Consider the following 19766-nt stretch of genomic DNA (forward strand, 5'->3'; position numbering starts at 1 on the left):
CACTACAATGTATATTTTATACATAACCACACCTTCTGCATCAATATGTCAGGTGTGGTTTTTTCTCTTTATTCACCCGTATAATTTGTTTGGAAATTGTGTCGTTCCCTAAGAAGCAAATAAGGGGAACGTGATAGAATATCAGTTAGTGAGACACTAAATCTTCCTATAGTAATAATCGCGTCCCTGTGTCAAACTCTATTCAGTTTATTAGCAACAATTGCATGAAGAAAAGCCCTATCAGTGATCTCAAGGGTTAACGGATACGGCTTTAATATTTTTATCTGGGAATTTAAATATTCATAATTGAGCTCGACCCAGGGGCAATTTGGGAACTGCTGAGAATTGTGTCGCTCCCGGGAGAGTAAAGGTGAAATAGATTATCCGATTGCGATTGCAAGGGATCTTTGGCTGACTAAATATTACTAACGTATTTCTTGCCAAAAGGGACAGGGGGGCGAGCATGAAAAAAGCGATGAAAAGCATTTTATGGGTGTTGTTTTTTACTTTCCTTCTATTGGCTGTACCCAGATTATCCGGCATAATTGCAAACTTATTTGATTATCAAGCAATTGATCCGGACGGCGCATATGCCTGGATATCAGTAAGGCATATGATTCAAGCGCTTATCATTCTCATTTTTATTGTCATTCTTAATATAGTTAGGCCACTTAAATATGGTTTTGGCTGGGGCAACAAAGAAGTCGGCAAGAAATATGTTGTATCCTTTACAATTATTTTCGGCGCAGGCTCACTTGTGTCCCATGTATTGACGATTCTTACCGGCTCATTTCAACATTTCCCCTATCCTTTAGCGGCGAGTAATATCCTGGGGCAACTTAGTTTTCAGCTTTTCTTATCAGGCCCGTCAGAGGAATTGATTTTCAGGGCGTTTGCGATTACCATGCTGGGAATTGTCATAAAAAATCGATGGTTTAAGGGGAAAGTCAGTGCAGCCAATATCATTGCGGCGGTTATTTTTGGATTGGCACACATGAGTTTTTCTTTTGCACCCTTCGCAGTTGTTTATAATCCGTTCCAAGTCGTCATGGCAATCGTACTAGGACTGTTTTATGGCGATTGTTATGAAAAAACCAAGAGTATCTATTACCCGATGATGATGCACAGTATTAGTAACATTGTGATGGTGGGTCTTACTATTATTGCCACATTTGTTCTGTCCCGCTAGAGGGCACCAGTAATTTTAACAAATAAGAAAATGAAACACGGAGCAATCAGGTGAACGTGATAGAATATCAGTTAGAGAACAATAAATCTTCTTCTAGTAAGCGGTATTATCTTGCTTATAAGGGATTGCAACATTCATGGATGATAGATGAATTGAAAGGGATGGATAGCAAAGTGAACAAAACCGTAGAACAAAAAATGAGCGAGATGCTCGAAGTGTTTAACAGCCTGCCGAATTGCAAGATTGAACCGAATGAGGGCGATCGCCTTTTGATTGCCAGCAATAAACCAGTTTCCTGGAGTGACGCGCTTGAGAAGGGGGACGCGGAATCGGCGCATAAAATTGGGTACATTACGCCTCATAAAGATGCGCTTGGTCTCTATATTGATTTTCCGCATAATTATTTGGATATTGACAGGGTGGAGGACATCATAGATCCCGAAGCCACATTGTCTTATTACGCGCCAGGCAAAAAGACTTCAAATGTGAAAAGCTGGTGGAGATTCCGGAGGGACGAAAAGTTCGACAGCATCCACCTGGTCCTGAGAAAAACGGAGCTGGCGTTGTATGATTTCAAGAGAGAAGAATGGGTTCAATTGATGGAAGAGATAACGAATATTCATAAGTGATGGGTGACATAGTCGAATAAAATCGTTTCCCCGTGTCATACCCAACTTAGTCTAATAACTGCATTTTGCATCGAAAATAAGCCGTATCCAGTGACCTCAAGGGTTAACGGGTACGGCTTTTGTATTTTTAGCAGAATAGTTAAATGTTCATAAATTTGTCTGACACAGTTGTTTCCTCCCAAGTTCATGTACCCGAAACGGACAGCGCTGTTGGATGAGTTGGGGAAGATTAATTAGAAAGGAGCAGCGCCAGAATTTTCCCTGGCGCTGCTCCTATTTATTCCATTTAATTCCGCAAAATAATATAAACGACGTAAATGATGTAGATGACGGTCAAAACCGAACCTTCGACCCTGGAAATCGTGTACTTGGTTCTTGCAAGAATCATCAATAGGATGGACACAAGGATCATTAGCCAGACATCCTGAAATATCTTCGAATCGACAGTTAACGGATGGATCGCGGCGGAGGTACCTAGTATAAAGAAGATATTAAAGATATTGCTGCCAATAATGTTTCCTAGAGCAATCTCCACCTGTTTCTTCAAAGCAGCGGTTATTGAAGTGACCAACTCGGGAAGTGAAGTCCCCACGGCAACTATGGTCAAGCCGACTAATGTTTCGCTCATGCCAAGCGAAAGCGCAATCTGAATGCTGTTTTCTACAACAAGGCTGCCACCGAACACGATGCCGGCCAGTCCACCGATTGTCAGGAGTGAATTTTTCAACTTGGACCCGTTTGCGGCATCGTTGGGAGCTGCTTCTGTGTTCAGGCGATCTTTTCTTGCCACCTCAAAGATATAGTAAAGAAAAACCGCAAAGAATAAGAGCAACATAATGCCTTCGGTTCGTGTAATCAGATTGCTGCCTGAGGACCCGAGTTGAATATCGCTGATCAGAACCAGCAATGCAACTGCACCCAACAAGGCGAATGGAATTTCTTTTCTTATTGTTTCGCTCTGAACCAGCAGAGGGAAAACCAGGGCGGTCACACCTAATATAAACGTTATATTGAAGATGTTACTGCCGACGACATTCCCGATCGCTACAGCGCTGTTTCCTTCGAAGGCGGCGATAAAACTGACGGACGCTTCCGGGGCACTTGTCCCGAACGCCACAATTGTTAAGCCGATTAATAGAGGGGATACCCTCAAGCTTTGCGCAATTTTTGAAGCACCTTCTACAAAAAAATCAGCTCCTTTAATCAAAAGAGCGAAGCCTACTAATAATAAAAGGTAAGTCATGTGTGGTTCACTTCCTTTCTGCATTTTCCGTTAATAGTAAATAGAAGTAACTTTACTCTTTTCTATGCCAATACCCTTCGAATTCTTCTGAAAACAAAAATTGTCTCCTTCTCTGGAAAGCGAGATTTCAGGGAGCAAACATAGCTGAGTGATCATAGAATGGCGATAACCGCTCATAGATTCAGATAACCGCTCATAGAACCCGGAAGACCGCTCATAGAAGTGCCAAAACCGCTCATAGAATTGTAAATCGAGTCGCCCCTGTGACATACACGATTTCATTTGGACGAGATTCTTTCATGAAGAATGGGCCGAATCCAGTAGTGGCGCGGATTCTCTATGAATTTCTATGCCAATTAAAAATCCGCCCTTTTCACTAAGAGGGCGGATTTTCTTTTTGTCCCGGAACAAAAGCTTCATTCTATCGATTCCAAAGAAGAAGTGACTCTAAATTCTTCTTCTCCTTCTTCCTGCATGACAAATTCACGTTTCACTTCCCCGTATCCTTCAACAAAATACCAGATGTTGGTTGTGTCTTCCGAGCCTTTGCTCTCCAGAACGATTGCGTCTTCGAATGTTTCATAAGGTGTTTCAACGATAGCGCCCGATTGGACTACAGTTCGGTCACCCATTGTATTGCCTTCTTCGAGCGGAAATTCCAAATAGGTGGAGATTACCGCCAATTCTTCCAGCTCTTCAAAAGTAGTGTTGTAGTCCTCGTAAAATTCGCCTTCTTCTTTGACTAAATCCACTCGGTCCTCAGACAAGCGATAAACCCTCAACATTGTCGTGCCGCCATTATCTTCGTACAGCGCCACATAACCCTCTTCCAAATATTCTGTGCGGATCGTAAGTGTGGCAAACTCATTGCCTACCCCTTCGAAATGCGCTATCGTGCCGTCAGCCATGAAAAATGACAGCGGATCAATGGAATCGTCGCTTGGTTCTTCTTCAGCAGGGTCTTCGGGTTCTTCGGTTCCTTCCACTTCTTCCGGCTCTTCCTCTGTCACGTTCGCATCGGAATCCGGAGGGCTCTGCACTTCCGACTCATCATTCCCGCAACCTCCCAACAGCAGCATCAAAGCCAAAACTCCTGTACTCAATAAATGCTTCACTTTCATACCCCCATTCTATTATCAACTGACATTTCCCAAGTATACTCAGCTCTAAATTAACTTGTTTCTTTCCAGTATCCCTTACTTGTTTAAATAAATCAGGAAATTATCCGAAAAAAATAATTTTTTCGCTCTCTGGAAAACCGAAGGGAAATCCCTAATACTTTACAATTCCAGTAAAGACCTGTCTTTCCCATTAACCAGCAGGTATACTTTTAAAAAAAGAACATTACAGGGGGCAAAGGTTTTGGGTTTATTCGATAAGATTTTTAAAAAACCGGAAAAAAAAGAAGCGGTCATAAGCAAGCTTTCATCAAAGAAAAAAACGGCGAAAATCGTTTTGGAGAAGAAGAAATTGACCGGTGTCACTGCCAGAGTCGGCATTGTCCTTGATATTTCCGGATCCATGAGAAGATTGTATAAGGAAGGCGTTGTGCAGGAAACGGTGGAGCGGGTGCTGGCGGTCGCGAGCCAGTTCGATGATGACGGCGAGTTGGATGTTTGGGTCTACGACAATGAATTCTCCCGGCTGCCAGGAGCGACCGAGGCGACTTTCACGGGCTATGTGGAGAAAAATATCCTGTCGAATGACAGCGTCCATAAATTCGGCCGCAACGACGAGCCGAAAGTGATGGAAGACGTGATTCGCAAGTACACACAAGAAGAGCCAAATGGTGATCCGGTCTTTCTTGTGTTCATCAATGATGGCGGATGCAAATCCGGCATCAAGAAACTCGTTAAGGATTCATCAAGCCAGCCAATTTTTTGGCAGTTTGTCGGGATCGGCGACGCGAACTTCGAGGTACTGAAGAGGCTCGACACCATGGGCGGCCGCGTGGTCGACAACGCCAACTTCTTCCACCTCGATGATGTCAGCCAAGTATCGGACGCGGAATTATACGATCAATTGTTGAACGAGTTTCCGATGTGGTTGAAGGAAGCGAAGGACAAGGGGATATTGAAGTAAATCCATAAATTAAAAGAGCGTCCTTTTGCAATAACACTTCTAAAGGGGAGAATTAGATTGGATATGATATTAGCTTTATTTTTGTCTATCGTTTTGACTTTCAATTTGTATGTTCTTATTGAAAAGAAAGTCGCACAGCGGGAAAAGTTATTAATCTACTTTTTAACAGCCGCCAGTTTTTTTGTCTTAAGTATGATTGGTATTAATCAATTCAATTTTTAAATACACAACAAATTGGATTCACGATATTTATCTATAAGGAGGGTTTTGCTTGAAGAAATTACTGAAAGAATTAACCGAAATAACAGGTCCGTGCGGATTCGAAGAGGATGTAGCCATTTATATTGCGAACCGTTTACGAGATTCAGTCGACTCTGTAGAAGTCGACAACGCTGGAAACTTAATTGTATCCAAAAAGGGCAAAAATCCGGGGCCGAAAATTTTAGTGGCCGCCCATATGGATGAAGTGGGCTTTATCGTCAAGAAGGTTGAGGCGAATGGATTGCTTCGTTTTGAAAAGCTGGGCGGACATGATGATCGCGTCCTATTGTCCCAGCGTGTACAAATCCGGACGGCTGCCGGTCTGCGTACAGGCGTCATCGGAACAATTTCGGCTCATATGGTGAAATTTGATGATCCGGGCAAAGTGAGAAAGCATAATGAATTGTACATAGATGTGGGAGCGGCCACGTCGCAGGAAGTGAAAGAGTTGGGCATTGGCATCGGCGATCCGATTTCCTGGTTCCCGAATTTTGATTTCTTAACGGAAACAAGGGTTGCAGGAAAAAGCTTTGATGACCGGGCGGGTTGTGCGGTCCTGGTAAAAGCGATGGAAGAATTGGCAGCGGAAGATTTTGACGGCGAATTTGTCGGCATTTTCACCGTCCAGGAAGAAGTTGGGTTGCGGGGAGCTCAGGTAGCCAGCCAACATCTGAACGGAGATGTGGCGATTGCGTTGGATACCACAGCTGTCAGTGATACACCGGAAGCGATGATGGACAACACGCTGGCACTTGGTGCCGGAACAGGCATAAAAGTGATGGATTTCAGTTTGATCGCAAATAAAAAATTAAGAGAGCATTTGGTGAAGCTCGCGAATGAACATGAGATCAACTACCAACTGGAAATTTTCCCGGGGATTGGAACAGATGCAGGAGCACTCAGTTTAGCTCATGCAGGAATTCCGACGGGTGTGTTATCCATTCCGTCCCGCAATGCGCATTCATCGAATGAAGTGATTGATTTGAATGATCTGGAAGCTACGAAAGAGTTGTTGAAAGCTTTTGTGAAAGATATGCGGTATGCGAAGGATTATAAATTTCAAATCTAAACGATTCAGACAAAACAAAACAAATTATAGCCTATACATTGTCATGTTCACTGATCGATGCACATTTGTTAAAACAATGAAAGCAGTCTGCCGAGGCAGACTGCTTTTTTAATAAATGCTTTTCGATGAATCGGAGGCCTTATACATCACCATCGCACTGAAGAAGAAAATCGGTGTGGCAAATTTAATATCAATCACTTCTACAGCAGCGCCTTCAAGGAATTCATTTACTTTGCGGTCCATTCCTTTTTCGCTCCAGGCATAGATTGTTTTTACTCTCATAGAGAACGGCTCCTTTATACTTGTCATACTCATTAAACGTGCGGGATCAGTTTTGGTTTCACCAGTCGCATCTTGTGGAACTGGAAACTGCTTAAATGAATGAAGTATAAACAAATGAAAACCCCTGACGCTTTGCATGACCATGTTACCTATTATGTCGCTGTCAATGAATTGTGAATATACGTGATGGAAATTTGGTGAAATGATATGTATATGCTATTATGTGGAAAATGAGAGATGTGATTTCTTAAGACTCAGCTTGCAGAGTGAGAAAAAGGAGAAAATTACATTGACGGTAAATGTGTTTGAATTCCAAGGAGGGAAGTTCATGGAAATCGTGAAAGCGGATGACAGGATCGAACCCGGAAAACTGGCATGGAGCATAATGTTGCCCCTCGTCGGCGGCTCGTTATCCGGTGCGTTAGCAAACAGCAGCACTAAAGAAGATTATGCTGAATTGAAACGGCCTTCATTCTCCCCGCCGCCTTGGATTTTCCCAGTGGCATGGACCGCTTTATATACTTCAATGGGAGTGGCGAAATACCGCGCATTGAAAAAAGCCGGGTTGAAGAACGAAGCGGCGAAAGTACTCGTTCCCTACAATCTTCAATTGGGCCTGAACTTCCTGTGGTCATTTCTTTTCTTTAAATGGGGTCTGCGCGGCACCGCGCTTGCAGAAATGGTTTTGATGCTCGCTGCGATAACGTGGGCAGCGTATGAGTTTTATCAATATGATCGATTAGCGGGCATTCTGATGATTCCTTACATCGCCTGGGTAATGTTTGCAATGGGATTAAACGCTTCGATTTGGCAGCTGAATAAATGAATGGTGAGTACAGTCGCCGGGAAAAGCAGGGAATCGTCAGGGAATGCGTGTCCCTGCCTTATTAAAAGAGAAGAAAAAATTTCAATCATTCAAAATAAGTGTACGGAGAATGCTGGCAGGGGAGTGTTCTCAGTACTTTTTAAATTGTGGAGTCCATTGGGAAGCGGCTAATGATTGGAAAGAGGTGCAGATAATGAAGGGGACTAATAAAAAACGTCCGGCTTCTGTCAAATTTTTAATTTTTCTTCATCTGTTTTTAGCGGCTGGAGCTCTTGCGGGAGGTTTTGGTATGATCTTTTCACCTGCAATAGAAGACAATTCTTTGGGTATTCCCGTTTCTTATTTAGAGAATGACCTTTTCAGCAATTTACTGATTCCCGGCCTCCTTCTGTTCACGGTGCTTGGTGTATTTCCATTAGTGATTGCATATTTTTTATTCAGTAAAAAGCCATTCAAGTTGGGGCAGGCGCTAAATGTTTTTAGGGATAAATACTGGTCATGGGGATTCTCCCTATATGTCGGGTTTGCTGTAATCATTTGGATAACTGTCCAGGTTTACTTGCTGCAAATGGTTGTCGGCTTTCACTTGTTCTATATGGCATATGGGTTGCTCCTTCTGATCGCCACTTTATGGCCAAATGTTCAAAGACATTATATGACCCCGCTTTAATAATGAATTGCGCCCCTGTGTCAAAAAGGATTCAATATATTCACTGCAATTGCATCAAAAAATGCCGTCTCTGTTGACCTCAAGGGTTAACGGGGACGGCATTCTTACGCTTAGTCAATAGTATGTTTTGTATGCTCTTAAATTCATCAATTAAAATAACTTCTCTGCCAATAACTGATAGACAGCCAACCGTTTTTCCTGGGAATGGGGGATGCTGCAGATCATCGCTTCTTCAAAACCGTATTCCTGCTGCTCACGCTGCAATCGGTCTGCCACATCTTTTGCGGAACCGACCAAATGGATCTTGCGGCTATCCTGGATTTGCATGCGGTCCATTTCCGTCAGCGCGGAATTTTGGGCCTGTTCGGGTGTCATGAGCGGCATGATGCGGCCTTTCATCAACATCAGCCGCGCAATGTCCTGCGGCAGGGCTTCGTACTCCGCTTCTCCGGCCGTTTCAGCCGTTGTCACTAAATACGACACCGAAATTTCGGGTTTTTCCATGAAAGCGGACGGCACAAAATTGGCGCGGTAGGAATCCAAAATGTCTTTTGTCATGCCGCCTTGGAAAAACTGGGCAAACGAATAGCCGACACCCATGCGTCCTGCTTCGACTGCACTGTTGCCGCTCGAACCAAGCAGCCAGGCTTCCGGCAAATTGATATTGGTCGGAGCGGCGATTGTTTTATTGTACAGGCTGTCGTCCGGCACTTCGTCGTTGATCAGCTTCAATGCCGTCTTGAATTTCCCGTACATATCATCTGTCATCGCCCGGCGCCCTTCCGACAATGCGTAGATGGAGCTGTGGTCGCCGCCCGGCGCGCGTCCCACACCGAAATCGATGCGGCCCGGCGCGAGTGCGCTCAGAGTCTTGAACACCTCGGCCAGTTTCAAGGGTGAATAATGCATCATCATGACGCCGCCTGTGCCGATTCGGATATTTTCTGTTTTGGCGCTTAAGTAGGCGGCAGTGACTTCGGGAGCGGAGCTGGAAAATGCGCCCGAGCCGTGATGTTCCGCCATCCACATGCGGCTGTAGCCTAAGTTGTCGGCGAGAACCGCGAGTTCCACCGCTTTTTGAATGGCATCTTCTGCCGTGTTTCCTGTCGTGACGGGTGCCTGGTCCAATACGCTTAATTTCATCTATGTTACTTCCTTTCTTAACTTGCAAGTTTGCACATAGAGGAGTATAGCAGTCCGGTATACTGAAATCATTTCTTCTGACTTCAGGCCTTTTTTTCATCAACAATTAAATCGCGTTCCTACTATATAAAGAATTCCTTATTTTATTCTATAGATTGCCCCTGCTTCGTTCCAAATCCCGAACAAGCCAGTTTATAAAGAAGAGCAACAACACCAGGCTGACAATTAACGCCACCAGGTTTGGACCGGCTTTCGTATACAGGTCGTTTATGCTCGTCACCATCAGCCATTCCGGAAAAGACGGGTCGATGGAGTATTGAAAAACGGAAAGGGTGTTGTTGAAGATATGAAGCAAAATAGGCACCAGCAGCGTGCCGGTCTTTATATACAGCAGCGACGCCACCATGGCAAAAAGGAAGGCACCTATTATATTGATATGAAAAATGCTGAAAATCAGGCTGGTAAAAACGATTCCTTGCCATAATCCAGTTGATGCGATCAGCCAATGCATAATCACTCCGCGGAACACGAACTCTTCCGCGATCGGCGCCATTATCGCAATAATGAAACCTGTCGCCGCCGCGTACCATAACTCATCGGGGAGAGGCTGAGGCGTGAACGCGAGTTGGACAGCGGTGGGGGAAATGGACATGAGCCCCCGCAACATCAGCCAATAGATGCTGATGGAGAATGCCATTAGCAGCAAGGTGAGTCCAAATACGGGCAGCAGCCAGCGCGCGGTGCCGGTGAAGAATAAAATTTTGGGCAGTTTTATGCCGTTCTTTTTGAAATAATAACTGCAAATCCAATAGGGCAGCACGGTGTAAAAAACCAGCAGCATGACAACATTGTGAAGAAGGGCGTTTCCAGTGGCTTGCAGCAGCAGGGAAATCGACACGAGGGCCGCGCCGGTCATAAAGCCGATTACAATCCTGGACCTCGTTTTCTCAAACATCCGAATCGCCGCCTTTCCATGGATTTCAATAATGATAATATTCTGACTTAATAATAACATGGTGTGATTTCATTTTTGTCCAGGAACTATTAGAACACAGATGATTATGTGGCTCGCAGGGCAGCAAACTAGCTTCACTAATACAAAAAGGCCGTGCCAGAAACAATTCAGTTTCTGGCACGGCCTTTTTTAAAATCAGTCCATCGTTAATGCAAGACTGGATCGCAATCGAGTGATCCCGTCATTACTGCGCTTCCCGAGCAGCCTTCACGCTATTCGGATCAAAAAAATTATCCACTAGATCATAAATCGTGATGAGTTCATAAAGAATCTTGAACTCCGGCGGGAATAAGGTAGGATCCAGGGCATCACTGGTCGAGACGCCTTTACTGTCTTCCCAGAACAGGTCGGTAATAATCTTTAATTGATGCTGATGGGTTTCGTGGTCGTATTCAACCGAATTCTGCAGGTCGTGAGCAAGTTCCGTAACTGCCTGCATGATGATGTTCCGTTCGGCCAGCGACCACTTGATGCTATGGAACGGGATACGAAGTATGGCATCCAAATGGAACTCCAGGTTATGTAAAAATAATAATTGTCTTTCTGCCATGCGAAGTCCGGCTTCACGATCACGAACCCAGGGATATAAACTGAAATCATCCCGCTGGTAATGAATCAATTGCTCCGTCTTTCGAATTTCCGTCGTCAGCCTCTTCACAAGCTCCTTGTCTTCCTGAAGGTTCGCATTCCCGTCAAAGAGAATCGTATGGAAAGTGTGTTCCATCATCGTTCCTGCACGTTCACTGATACTCTGGATACTTTTCAGAATATCTGATTTGTAATTTGGCGGGAAAACGAGCATGTTTACAGCGATGGATACGAGCAGACCAATCGTCGTTGTACCTAAACGAATAAAGAAAGAGATTAAGAAATGGTCATGGATGACTTCGACCATCGCCACGGCTGTCAAAGTGGCAACGAGTAAGCCGGCATGCAGCTTAAGTCTGTAGCAGACTAAAATCGTAGCAACAGCAGCTAACGTATAGGTGATCGGGGCATTCCCGAAAAGGGTAATAAAGAAAACAGCGAATGCAGAACCGATCGCAGATGCCGGAAACCTGACAAGCCCCTTTTTAATCGAATCGCTGACAGTTGGCTCAATCGTAACGATTGCCGTGATGACCGCAAAGACAGGCGGCCAGCCCAGCCATATACAAATCGTGGCTGTTAAAAATATCGCAATACCTGTTTTCACAATGCGGCTGCCATTGAAATGAAAGGAGCGCATCATAGTTGGACCACCTTCTCTTTTACGTAGTATTTCCACTGTAGTTCAGTATATCACCCACTTCTATAGGTGATACAAGACAATTTTAATCGGCATAGCGGATGAATTGAGTAGCGCACACGGAACAAACGTGATTTTCTGATGCAGATTTGTGTGAGCCGGGCCAAAACAGGGAAACCTTTTACTAGTAGGATAATTCCTGGATTTGATTGAAAAAGGAGAAGGTCGACATGGCACATAAAAGAGATGAAATCATTTTGCGAGGGCTTCGCGAAAATAATTTGAAGAATATAGATTTGAATATCCCGAAAGAAAAGATCAATGTTTTTACCGGCCTGTCCGGTTCAGGTAAAAGCTCCGTCGTCTTTGATACCTTGGCAACAGAAAGCAGAAGACAAATGACGTTGAACTATCCGCTTTACATCCGACATCAGATGCCGAGGTACGAACGGCCGCATGCCGACTTGATGCAGCACTTAAGTCCGGTGGTCGTCGTGGAACAGAAACCGATAAGAGGCAATTCCCGTTCGACGGTCGGCACCTACATGGATATTGACCCCTTGATCCGGTTGTTGTTCTCACGGATCGGCAGTCCACCGATTGGCTCAGCCACCGAATTTTCGAGTGAAAGTTCTTTCGGCAACTGCCCGGAATGCAATGGCTTCGGGGAAATCGTGGCGCCGGACATTAATAAAATCATTGATCACACGAAATCACTCCGGGACTCTGCAGTGAGATTCAAACCGTTGTCGCCGCCCGGCTGGCAGGGCAGATGGATGGTGGACAGCGGATTATTCGACCCCGACATCCCCATCAAAGATTTCTCGGAAGAAAAATATAACCTTTTAGTCCACGGGCCACCGTTCGGCGAGCGGGCATTTGGAACATATTATTATAAAGAAGGCAGTACGGAGATCGAATGGGACGGCATCCTTCCTCGCTTTATTCGCCTGTATATTAACCGGGATCTCACGAAGCTGAAAAAAACTTCGCAGGAAGATGTCCTGGCGATGTCGACGCACGCACCGTGCCCGACCTGTGAGGGTTCGGGATTGAATCCGAAAGTGCTGGAATGCAAAATCAACGGTTTGAATATTGCCCATTACGATCATTTGGAACTAACAGATTTGTTAGTGGAGCTGGGGAAAATAAAGGATCCGGTCGGAACATCAATTGCGCAGCAGGCGTATCCGAATGTCAAACAGCTGGTTGATTTGGGACTGGGTTATTTGAGTCTGGCGCGGAAAATGGGGACCTTGTCCGGCGGAGAAGCGCAACGCGTGAAAATTGCCCGCCATTTAGGCAGCAGTTTAAATAACATCACCTATATTTTCGATGAACCCAGTGCAGGGCTTCATTCCGAAGAAATCGAGATGTTGACGCATATGCTGAAAGATTTAAGGGACAATTATAATACCGTTGTCGTCATCGAACACAATTTAGCCGTCATCAAAACAGCCGATGAAATCATCGAAATGGGACCAGGCGCGGGTGTGAGCGGCGGTGAAGTGGTCTATCAAGGTGCACAGGAAGGGCTTAAGAAGGCTTCGGCCATCACCGATTTGGATCATAAAATCACCATCAATAAAAATCCGCGAGGATCAGAAAACAGTTTCGGGGTTAAAAACGCCTCTGCCAATAACTTAAAGAATATAAGTGTGGAAATTCCTAAAAATGTCCTGGTGTCGGTATGCGGCGTTTCAGGTTCCGGCAAGAGTTCTTTATTGTTCGGCGCATTTACCGACAACTATCCCGACACGATCGCGGTCAGCCAAGGCAGCATCGGAACTTCGAGCCGTTCGACACTCGCTACCTACATGGGGATCATGGATGACATCCGGTCGATTCTTGCCAAAGAAACAGGACAGCCAGTGGGCTTGTTCAGCTTTAATTCGACGGGAGCCTGTCCGGTCTGCGAGGGCAAAGGCGTCACCACGCCGGACGTGGCTTTTGCGGATCCCGTGACCGTCACATGTGAAGCGTGCCGGGGCACACGGTATTCGGATGAAGCCCTGTCCCATCGCCACTTAGGAAAAAATATCGTGGAAATATTGGAACTGTCGATCGACGAAACCAATCAGTATTTAAAAATGCCGAAAATCGTCAAAAAAGTGGATACGTTAAAGGATGTCGGCTTAGGCTATCTGACTTTGGGACAGACGACCAGTTCGTTGAGCGGCGGCGAAGTGCAGCGACTCAAACTTGCCAGCCACCTGAAAAAAGAAGGGCAGATCTATTTGTTGGATGAACCATCGTTGGGTCTGCACACCAAAGACAATGCGCATCTATTGGCCGTTTTCCAGGGCCTCGTAGACAAAGGGAATTCTGTCATCATCATCGAGCACAATTTAAACTTTATCGCTGCGAGCGACTGGGTCATCGAAATGGGACCAGGCGGAGGCAAAAAAGGCGGCGAAGTGTTGTTTGAAGGAACACCGGAAAGCATGCTGCAGGCGGACACGTTGACGGCGAAGTGGTTGAGAGAAGGAGTGGAGGGGTGAAGCGCTCTCCTGACTCAAACACAATTCACTTTATACAATAAACCGGAATGAGATATCCGCCTATTTAATGAACTCTCCAGTAATTTGAGACACCCAAAAAACACCTCCAGTTTGTCGTTGTTACGACACACGACGTTGGGGGTGTTTTCCTTGTCTCATTTTTATTGGGTCATCCTAGGAACAAACAGCTTAATAAAGGTGTTTTAGATGTGTTTCGATCGCTATGACATAAACCGGATAACGCTCCAACTGTCAGTCTATTAATCCCCACATATTGGAGATGCTTCCGACAAAGACCAGTACCAATATGATAATTGTAAAAATGACCATCCCGACTTGCAGCGGCACATAGTCTTTCAATTTCGGTTCTACTATTCCATCTCGATGTTCCATGGTGTGATCAAACTGCTTTGGTTCGATAGGTTCGTTAGAGTCCCGGGCGGCTTGAAGTTCCTCTTTTTCCAAAGGTTCTTGCTGATTCATGATGAATGCCCCCTTAGTTTTTATTGCTGATGTAATATTAACACAAAAATCAGATAATTAATACTTTTGGAGTTTAGTGAAATGCCCAAAAAACAATTCTAAACGATTCAAACCATACAATATATTTTATAGTCAAAACAATGCCATGCCGGATGCTGCAGCATTCAAGGTGTGGTTCTCTCTATATAATATAGCCCGCTTGTTGATGATTGCCCTTTCGCAATTCCTGCCTTAAATCATACGTTTACATAACCGCCTTAATTATTTATAATATTCAGATAAATAAAAACGTAGTTTGGTATCAATAAATGCATTAAATAGAAAGAGGTGCAGATCATGGAGGGAATTAACAACAAGCGGCCGGCTTCTGTAAAAATTTTAATCTTTCTACATGTATTTTTAGCGGTTGGAGCTATCTTGGGAGGATTGTCTTTTATCATGGCACCAACAGGAAGCGGTAGTTATTTGGAACTCCCCATTTCCTATTTGGACAATAGTCCATTCCGTAGTTTTCTGATTCCCGGAATCCTCCTGTTTACTGTGCTGGGTGTGTTTCCATTGTTAATCGCCTATTATTTATTCAGTAAAAGGCCCTCCAAGTTTGGAGATTCGCTGAATGTTTTTAAAGACAGACATTGGTCATGGGGATTTTCCCTCTATATTGGGTTCGCTTTAATCATTTGGATAACTGTTCAGGTATACTTCCTGCAAGTGGTTGGCGGCCTTCATTTGTTCTATATGGCTTACAGTCTGCTCCTTCTGATTGTCACTTTATGGCCGAATGTCCAAAGGTATTATTTAGACAGTGAAAAGTAATGAAAGGTCCAAATGGGGACTGCTGGAAAAATGTATAGTACCGTCGATTTAAATATTTCGACTCGCCTATTGTAAAATATTGTATTATTTAACAAGCAAGTATACAATGATTAATGGAAAAAGAAATTTGAAAAAGGGGAGTCAACCCAACGATGGAACTCAACTACAAACTCACAGAAGAAGACTATATCGATTTCAATCTATTTCATGCGAAAAATTCAAAAGCGGTTAAAAAGCAAGTGACTATCCAGCGCATACTGGTACCAGTGATTTATCTGGTACTGGCGGTTCTTGTTTCAGTGGTGCTGGACATGCCATTCCTCATTATATTTATTCCCGTGCTGATCGTTAATATTTTATGGATTATTTTCTATCCTTCGTATTTTTACCGGTTGATCAAGCGGAATGCGACCAAGATGATGCGGGAAGGAAAGAATGAAGGCGTGCTGGGGGCGCATAAGATGATTTTTACGGAAGATGGTTTGCGTGAAATCAGTCCCAAAGGCGAGATGTCCATTTCCTGGAGCGGCATCGAAAGTTTCGGCGAAGACCCATCCGGTTTTTATTTATACAATAGCGGGCTGTCCGCGCTGATTATTCCGAAGAAAGAGCTGGGGAACAGTGAGGCGGTCAGCCGTTTTCTGGATGGGAAGATTGGCGCTAGGCTTTAGTTGAATAAAACTCACCTGAATCGGAGGAGAAGAAATATGGTCGAACGCAGCGCTATATTTACAAATGTTCTCCACGCGCTGCTCGGCAATGTGCCGACCAGCTTGCGGGCGTTGGTCATTACGATGGACGAGGAAACGAAATTTTCCCAGTGGACCGCCTATTTCGATGACGAGGCGCATGAAGATGAACTTGAGGCCGTCCTCGTGGCCAACACCCAATTCTTCTCATCTTTTTTGGAAAATGAACTCAATAACACGAATGTCGAAAATGTCATCCTTCCCTGGCCCGAACCGCTGCCGTGGTTTGACACCGGCAAAATAGATGGCTATTTGGTCTATTTGCGCTATGAGAAGCCGAAGCATAGCCGGAAGCATTTGCTTTGAGTGAATTCGAAACGATTCAAACAAAAAAACTTATAGCCTCTAAATTGCCATACCCGCTGGATAAGCAATCTGGGTATGGTTTTTTTAATTTATCCGTATAAATTGTGCGAAGCCAGAAATTGATTTCGGCAAAGCAACCGTGAAAGAGAAACCGGGAAAAGAGAGTAAAATGAAAGAAAGAACAAGTCAGAAATTCAGTACTTGGAAAAAAGGTTAATGGAATGGCATGCATCACAAGCAGGCAGTAGCGAGTTCCGCAATTACGTCAACGCCATAAAGGAATGCTTGAAAACGAACAGGAGGAAAGGGAGATGAAATCCTTTGTGATTCGAAGCATAATTGGTATCTTCTTCGGGGCTTTTCTCAGTGTCATCATTACCAGCACGATGGTCTTAAGCGGACAGGAGACTTTGGACGGCCGACAGTTTGTGCGGAACTCGATCGGCAACATGCTATGCGGCTGGTTTTTCACAGCGAGCACACTGTATTTTGAGATCCATAAATGGTCGCTGCTGAAACAAACGGCGGCGCATTTTGTCACCATCATGGTGCTGTACTTCGTGTTGGCATACGGCATCGGCTGGTTCTCCTTCACCATACCAAGCTTCCTGCTGATCCTTGCCGTCTTCGCGATCCTTTACGCATTGCTCTGGAAAGCCTTCTCCTATTACTTTAAAAAACAGGGAGGAAAAAGAATGAGCAATTGAATAATGGGCAATGGAAAAGCAAGCGCAAACTCGTTTTTTTCGTTTTTATTCGCAAAGACATTCTCTGTATTTTTTAGGCTTTGCGATAGGTGTGATAAACTGAATGCAGCGTTTGTATGAACTATACTCAAACTGACGTAACGGAATAGTTGTAGGATAGATGAAGAGATATAGAGTTTAAGTAGAAATAGGGGGATTATTATGGAGGTTTTCGCACTTGTGGGGTTCATTTTTGGAATGGCAGGATTTTCGTTCGGAGTTGTCGGTTTTACGACAGCGTTAAACAGCATTAGAAATGTAAAAGAACTTGAAAAAAGAGTTGTTGAATTAGAGGGGAACTCAATAACAATGCCTCAAGTCAACGAAGCGGACTAATTCAACAAACGTTATAAAAGGGGATGACTCAGTTCTTATTGAACTGGGTTATTTTATTGCAAATAAATAATTGTGCCGCCCTCGGAAGCAGTCTGAAAAACGGCTGAGTGATCATAGAATCCCGATAACCGCTCATAGAATCCAGAAACCGCTCATAGAACCCCATAACCGCTCATAGAAATTCGGCACCGTAATAACAATCCCGATTCTCGCTCCAATTCGAAAAAAACTCCCTCGCCGTGAACAGAATGTTCTGGGCGAGGGAGTTTTATTGGTTAAAATTTTCATGAAAGGTACCGCTCCCGATTGTTCTGAAGAAAAGGAACTGCCTGTCATTACATGATCATGAAAAAATAGATGATCACCATGATAATCATGATGGCGAGCATGGAAGAAATTAATGATATGTGGATATTGGATGGATAAAAGGTTTCGTTGATGATCTGCAGCCTTTTTTTCTTATAGTTCTGGGTGGCGGAAAAGATGATGGTCAGCCCGAAAATACAAGAGAAAATGCCAAGGGTGATGGTAAAGATATCAACAAACTGGTGGCGGATGATTCCCATGGTGAAGTGGAGGCTGGTCGCCAGGAAACCGACACCAACGATGGAAATGCCCGTCCGGATCCATGCAAGATAGGTGCGTTCGTTTGCGAGATGCTGCTGCGTGTACAGCAGCTGATTTTTTGGTATGTGACGTGAACGCCGAGCCATCGATTCCGCCCCTTTCGTTACAATTCATTCTATAATTGTGCCACTGCGCCAATATTTATGCAAGAGCGGCAAATGCGGCAGCGCCGGATTCTCTTCTACAGATTTAAGGATGCCGCAATCGCAAATTGCACCCATTAGAATCGCCCGCAATGTCATAAGATGCAAGTGTGGGCGATTCGCATATGAATTAGTTAGGGTTTTTGTCTATATCAGATTTCGTAGTAGAAGGTTTTCCTTTATACAATGTACCCGAAATGCAGAGCGCTGCTGGATGAATGGTCGAAGGTGGAAAAGAAATAAGATTGCATGCTAGGGAATGAGAAAGGAAAATCCAAGTGGAATCACTGTCTAAACTTCAATTAAAGAAACCCGGCAAGAGAAAGGACTTCACTTTCTCTTGCCGGGTTTCTTTGGTTTTTCATATAAATAGAGCCGATCTCCTGAAACGTTTCTGCCCATATTCATGCAGTCACTTTAAGTTGATTTTATTCATGAAAAACTAACAAAGTATAACACTTCATTATTCCTAATACCTCCGGAATATGAGGCAGGATGCGGGTAAATAAGGAAATGTCATACTTTAACAGTGTTCAGAATAGACCGACTCTATAAAATATTCATTTAAATATAATATTCAAAAAGTATTGACAATAACAATTCGTCCTTGTAATATGAGTTTAAATTACTTTGTTATAACAAAGTTTTAGTTTGTAATGACAGTGACTCTAGGGGTGTAGGATATGAAAAAACTATTGAATATGCATGTATATGAAGATTTATTTCAGAAAATCCAAAGCAATTATTTCGAAATTGGAGATAAGTTGCCGACTGAATTGGAAATGCAAGAGATTTATGGCGTAAGCCGGGCACCAATAAGACAGGCTTTAGGCAAATTGCAGGCCGAAGGGTTTATAGAAAGAAGACCAGGAATCGGGTCGGTGGTGGTTGAGGCGCCGGGTTCCGGGCCGTGGATGCCGATGGGTGGTTTCGTTTTACAATTCAGCAAGAGATGGAATCAGCTTCAAGTCCATAATTTAGAAACGATTAAAGTGTTTGCTGATACAGCCATTGCTGACAGGTTAAAAGTTCCTGTAGACCAGCCGGTTGTTCGGGTGACGAGAATCAGGACGGAAAACGAGACGCCGGTATTTCTTCTTCGAAATTATTATGTGGATGCGGATGTCGAAGTGATCAAAGCTGCCGGTAATATCTTTAACATGCGGCAGTTCGCCAAGGAAGTTCTGGGTATTGAATTTTCCTATGTACGTGAAGAACTTTCAGCTGTAGTCGCGGATGAGCAATTGAGTTATTACCTCAAAGTCGAACCAGGTCATCCATTGTTGAAAATCGAGCGAATTTCTTATGACAATAATTTTCAACCTGCAGAGTACGTTGAGTATTATGTGAAAACTGAGGAATGGCCGTACCAGATTACTTTCGGAGACGACCAGGCGGACATGGATATTTAAAGAATTCGAG

21 protein-coding genes are annotated in these 19766 nt (G+C 44.1%); 13 read left to right on the forward strand and 8 right to left on the reverse strand.

The genetic code is table 11. The features are described from left to right. The first annotated feature begins 463 nt into the window (after positions 1-463). Both DHX103_RS11195 and DHX103_RS11200 read left to right on the forward strand, forming a co-directional pair. On the forward strand, positions 464-1189 hold the full coding sequence (locus DHX103_RS11195; protein WP_422122363.1) for a CPBP family intramembrane glutamic endopeptidase: 726 nt from the start codon (positions 464-466) through the stop codon (positions 1187-1189). Positions 1190-1362: 173 nt separating this feature from the next. Continuing rightward, positions 1363-1818: a hypothetical protein gene (locus DHX103_RS11200; protein ID WP_422122364.1), complete on the forward strand. Its 456-nt coding sequence runs from the start codon at positions 1363-1365 to the stop codon at positions 1816-1818. 286 nt (positions 1819-2104) lie between these two features. Here DHX103_RS11200 and DHX103_RS11205 read toward each other — a convergent pair whose 3' ends face one another. Both DHX103_RS11205 and DHX103_RS11210 read right to left on the reverse strand, forming a co-directional pair. Beyond that, complete coding sequence (locus DHX103_RS11205; RefSeq protein WP_422122365.1) at positions 2105-3061, reverse strand: calcium/sodium antiporter; 957 nt, start codon at positions 3059-3061, stop codon at positions 2105-2107. Positions 3062-3477: 416 nt separating this feature from the next. Further along, positions 3478-4176 (reverse strand): hypothetical protein, encoded by a 699-nt coding sequence (locus tag DHX103_RS11210; protein WP_422122366.1) that lies wholly within the window; start codon positions 4174-4176, stop codon positions 3478-3480. A 298-nt stretch (positions 4177-4474) separates the two neighbouring features. Here DHX103_RS11210 and DHX103_RS11215 point away from each other — a divergent pair, with 298 nt between their 5' ends. Both DHX103_RS11215 and DHX103_RS11220 read left to right on the forward strand, forming a co-directional pair. Next, positions 4475-5143, forward strand: a complete 669-nt coding sequence (locus DHX103_RS11215) for a vWA domain-containing protein (protein ID WP_422124760.1) — start codon at positions 4475-4477, stop codon at positions 5141-5143. Between the two features lie 271 nt (positions 5144-5414). Beyond that, a complete protein-coding gene (locus tag DHX103_RS11220) occupies positions 5415-6473 on the forward strand; it encodes a M42 family metallopeptidase (RefSeq protein WP_422122367.1) in 1059 nt (352 codons plus the stop codon). A gap of 108 nt (positions 6474-6581) precedes the next feature. On the opposite strand, the gene DHX103_RS11225 is transcribed toward DHX103_RS11220, so the two are convergent. After that, positions 6582-6755, reverse strand: a complete 174-nt coding sequence (locus tag DHX103_RS11225; RefSeq protein ID WP_422122368.1) for a hypothetical protein — start codon at positions 6753-6755, stop codon at positions 6582-6584. Positions 6756-7083: 328 nt separating this feature from the next. Between DHX103_RS11225 and DHX103_RS11230 the strand changes: the two genes are divergently transcribed. Together DHX103_RS11230 and DHX103_RS11235 are read left to right on the forward strand one after the other, a co-directional pair. Next, positions 7084-7581: a TspO/MBR family protein gene (locus tag DHX103_RS11230; RefSeq protein ID WP_422122369.1), complete on the forward strand. Its 498-nt coding sequence runs from the start codon at positions 7084-7086 to the stop codon at positions 7579-7581. 193 nt (positions 7582-7774) lie between these two features. Beyond that, the gene (locus DHX103_RS11235) at positions 7775-8251 is read left to right on the forward strand and encodes a hypothetical protein (protein ID WP_422122370.1); all 477 of its coding nucleotides are present in this window, start codon (positions 7775-7777) and stop codon (positions 8249-8251) included. A gap of 150 nt (positions 8252-8401) precedes the next feature. On the opposite strand, the gene DHX103_RS11240 is transcribed toward DHX103_RS11235, so the two are convergent. The 3 genes from DHX103_RS11240 to DHX103_RS11250 form a co-directional block, all read right to left on the reverse strand. Then, complete coding sequence (locus DHX103_RS11240) at positions 8402-9394, reverse strand: LLM class flavin-dependent oxidoreductase (protein WP_422122371.1); 993 nt, start codon at positions 9392-9394, stop codon at positions 8402-8404. Between the two features lie 148 nt (positions 9395-9542). After that, complete coding sequence (locus DHX103_RS11245) at positions 9543-10349, reverse strand: CPBP family intramembrane glutamic endopeptidase (protein WP_422122372.1); 807 nt, start codon at positions 10347-10349, stop codon at positions 9543-9545. 244 nt (positions 10350-10593) lie between these two features. Beyond that, complete coding sequence (locus DHX103_RS11250; protein ID WP_422124761.1) at positions 10594-11637, reverse strand: aromatic acid exporter family protein; 1044 nt, start codon at positions 11635-11637, stop codon at positions 10594-10596. 230 nt (positions 11638-11867) lie between these two features. Between DHX103_RS11250 and DHX103_RS11255 the strand changes: the two genes are divergently transcribed. Then, on the forward strand, positions 11868-14138 hold the full coding sequence (locus tag DHX103_RS11255; RefSeq protein ID WP_422122373.1) for an excinuclease ABC subunit UvrA: 2271 nt from the start codon (positions 11868-11870) through the stop codon (positions 14136-14138). Positions 14139-14390: 252 nt separating this feature from the next. On the opposite strand, the gene DHX103_RS11260 is transcribed toward DHX103_RS11255, so the two are convergent. Beyond that, positions 14391-14621, reverse strand: coding sequence for a hypothetical protein (locus DHX103_RS11260; protein ID WP_422122374.1), 231 nt, complete (start codon positions 14619-14621; stop codon positions 14391-14393). Between the two features lie 336 nt (positions 14622-14957). On the opposite strand from DHX103_RS11260, the gene DHX103_RS11265 reads away from it, so the two are divergent. The 5 genes from DHX103_RS11265 (at position 14958) to DHX103_RS11285 (ending at position 17574) form a co-directional block, all read left to right on the forward strand. Continuing rightward, complete coding sequence (locus DHX103_RS11265) at positions 14958-15437, forward strand: hypothetical protein (RefSeq protein ID WP_422122375.1); 480 nt, start codon at positions 14958-14960, stop codon at positions 15435-15437. A gap of 152 nt (positions 15438-15589) precedes the next feature. Next, the gene (locus DHX103_RS11270) at positions 15590-16108 is read left to right on the forward strand and encodes a YcxB family protein (RefSeq protein WP_422122376.1); all 519 of its coding nucleotides are present in this window, start codon (positions 15590-15592) and stop codon (positions 16106-16108) included. Positions 16109-16144: 36 nt separating this feature from the next. Next, entirely contained in the window at positions 16145-16492 is a 348-nt protein-coding gene (locus tag DHX103_RS11275; RefSeq protein ID WP_422122377.1) for a hypothetical protein, read from the forward strand. A gap of 311 nt (positions 16493-16803) precedes the next feature. Further along, positions 16804-17199: a DUF3021 domain-containing protein gene (locus DHX103_RS11280; protein WP_422122378.1), complete on the forward strand. Its 396-nt coding sequence runs from the start codon at positions 16804-16806 to the stop codon at positions 17197-17199. 201 nt (positions 17200-17400) lie between these two features. Then, positions 17401-17574, forward strand: coding sequence for a hypothetical protein (locus DHX103_RS11285; RefSeq protein ID WP_422122379.1), 174 nt, complete (start codon positions 17401-17403; stop codon positions 17572-17574). Between the two features lie 335 nt (positions 17575-17909). On the opposite strand, the gene DHX103_RS11290 is transcribed toward DHX103_RS11285, so the two are convergent. Beyond that, entirely contained in the window at positions 17910-18287 is a 378-nt protein-coding gene (locus tag DHX103_RS11290; protein ID WP_422122380.1) for a YidH family protein, read from the reverse strand. Positions 18288-19027: 740 nt separating this feature from the next. Between DHX103_RS11290 and DHX103_RS11295 the strand changes: the two genes are divergently transcribed. Further along, positions 19028-19756, forward strand: coding sequence for a GntR family transcriptional regulator (locus DHX103_RS11295; protein WP_422122381.1), 729 nt, complete (start codon positions 19028-19030; stop codon positions 19754-19756). Positions 19757-19766 lie beyond the last annotated feature (10 nt).

It is taken from the genome of Planococcus daihaiensis (genome assembly GCF_049262615.1).
GTDB lineage: Bacteria > Bacillota > Bacilli > Bacillales_A > Planococcaceae > Planococcus.

Coding starts and splice junctions, on each gene's coding strand:
- DHX103_RS11195 (WP_422122363.1), top strand. CDS start 464: ATGAAAAAAGCGATGAAAAGCATTTTATGGGTGTTGTTTTTTACTTTC.
- DHX103_RS11205 (WP_422122365.1), bottom strand. CDS start 3,061: ATGACTTACCTTTTATTATTAGTAGGCTTCGCTCTTTTGATTAAAGGA.
- DHX103_RS11225 (WP_422122368.1), bottom strand. CDS start 6,755: ATGAGAGTAAAAACAATCTATGCCTGGAGCGAAAAAGGAATGGACCGC.
- DHX103_RS11230 (WP_422122369.1), top strand. CDS start 7,084: ATGGAAATCGTGAAAGCGGATGACAGGATCGAACCCGGAAAACTGGCA.
- DHX103_RS11235 (WP_422122370.1), top strand. CDS start 7,775: ATGAAGGGGACTAATAAAAAACGTCCGGCTTCTGTCAAATTTTTAATT.
- DHX103_RS11240 (WP_422122371.1), bottom strand. CDS start 9,394: ATGAAATTAAGCGTATTGGACCAGGCACCCGTCACGACAGGAAACACG.
- DHX103_RS11245 (WP_422122372.1), bottom strand. CDS start 10,349: ATGTTTGAGAAAACGAGGTCCAGGATTGTAATCGGCTTTATGACCGGC.
- DHX103_RS11250 (WP_422124761.1), bottom strand. CDS start 11,637: ATGCGCTCCTTTCATTTCAATGGCAGCCGCATTGTGAAAACAGGTATT.
- DHX103_RS11255 (WP_422122373.1), top strand. CDS start 11,868: ATGGCACATAAAAGAGATGAAATCATTTTGCGAGGGCTTCGCGAAAAT.
- DHX103_RS11260 (WP_422122374.1), bottom strand. CDS start 14,621: ATGAATCAGCAAGAACCTTTGGAAAAAGAGGAACTTCAAGCCGCCCGG.
- DHX103_RS11265 (WP_422122375.1), top strand. CDS start 14,958: ATGGAGGGAATTAACAACAAGCGGCCGGCTTCTGTAAAAATTTTAATC.
- DHX103_RS11270 (WP_422122376.1), top strand. CDS start 15,590: ATGGAACTCAACTACAAACTCACAGAAGAAGACTATATCGATTTCAAT.
- DHX103_RS11275 (WP_422122377.1), top strand. CDS start 16,145: ATGGTCGAACGCAGCGCTATATTTACAAATGTTCTCCACGCGCTGCTC.
- DHX103_RS11280 (WP_422122378.1), top strand. CDS start 16,804: ATGAAATCCTTTGTGATTCGAAGCATAATTGGTATCTTCTTCGGGGCT.
- DHX103_RS11285 (WP_422122379.1), top strand. CDS start 17,401: ATGGAGGTTTTCGCACTTGTGGGGTTCATTTTTGGAATGGCAGGATTT.
- DHX103_RS11290 (WP_422122380.1), bottom strand. CDS start 18,287: ATGGCTCGGCGTTCACGTCACATACCAAAAAATCAGCTGCTGTACACG.
- DHX103_RS11295 (WP_422122381.1), top strand. CDS start 19,028: ATGAAAAAACTATTGAATATGCATGTATATGAAGATTTATTTCAGAAA.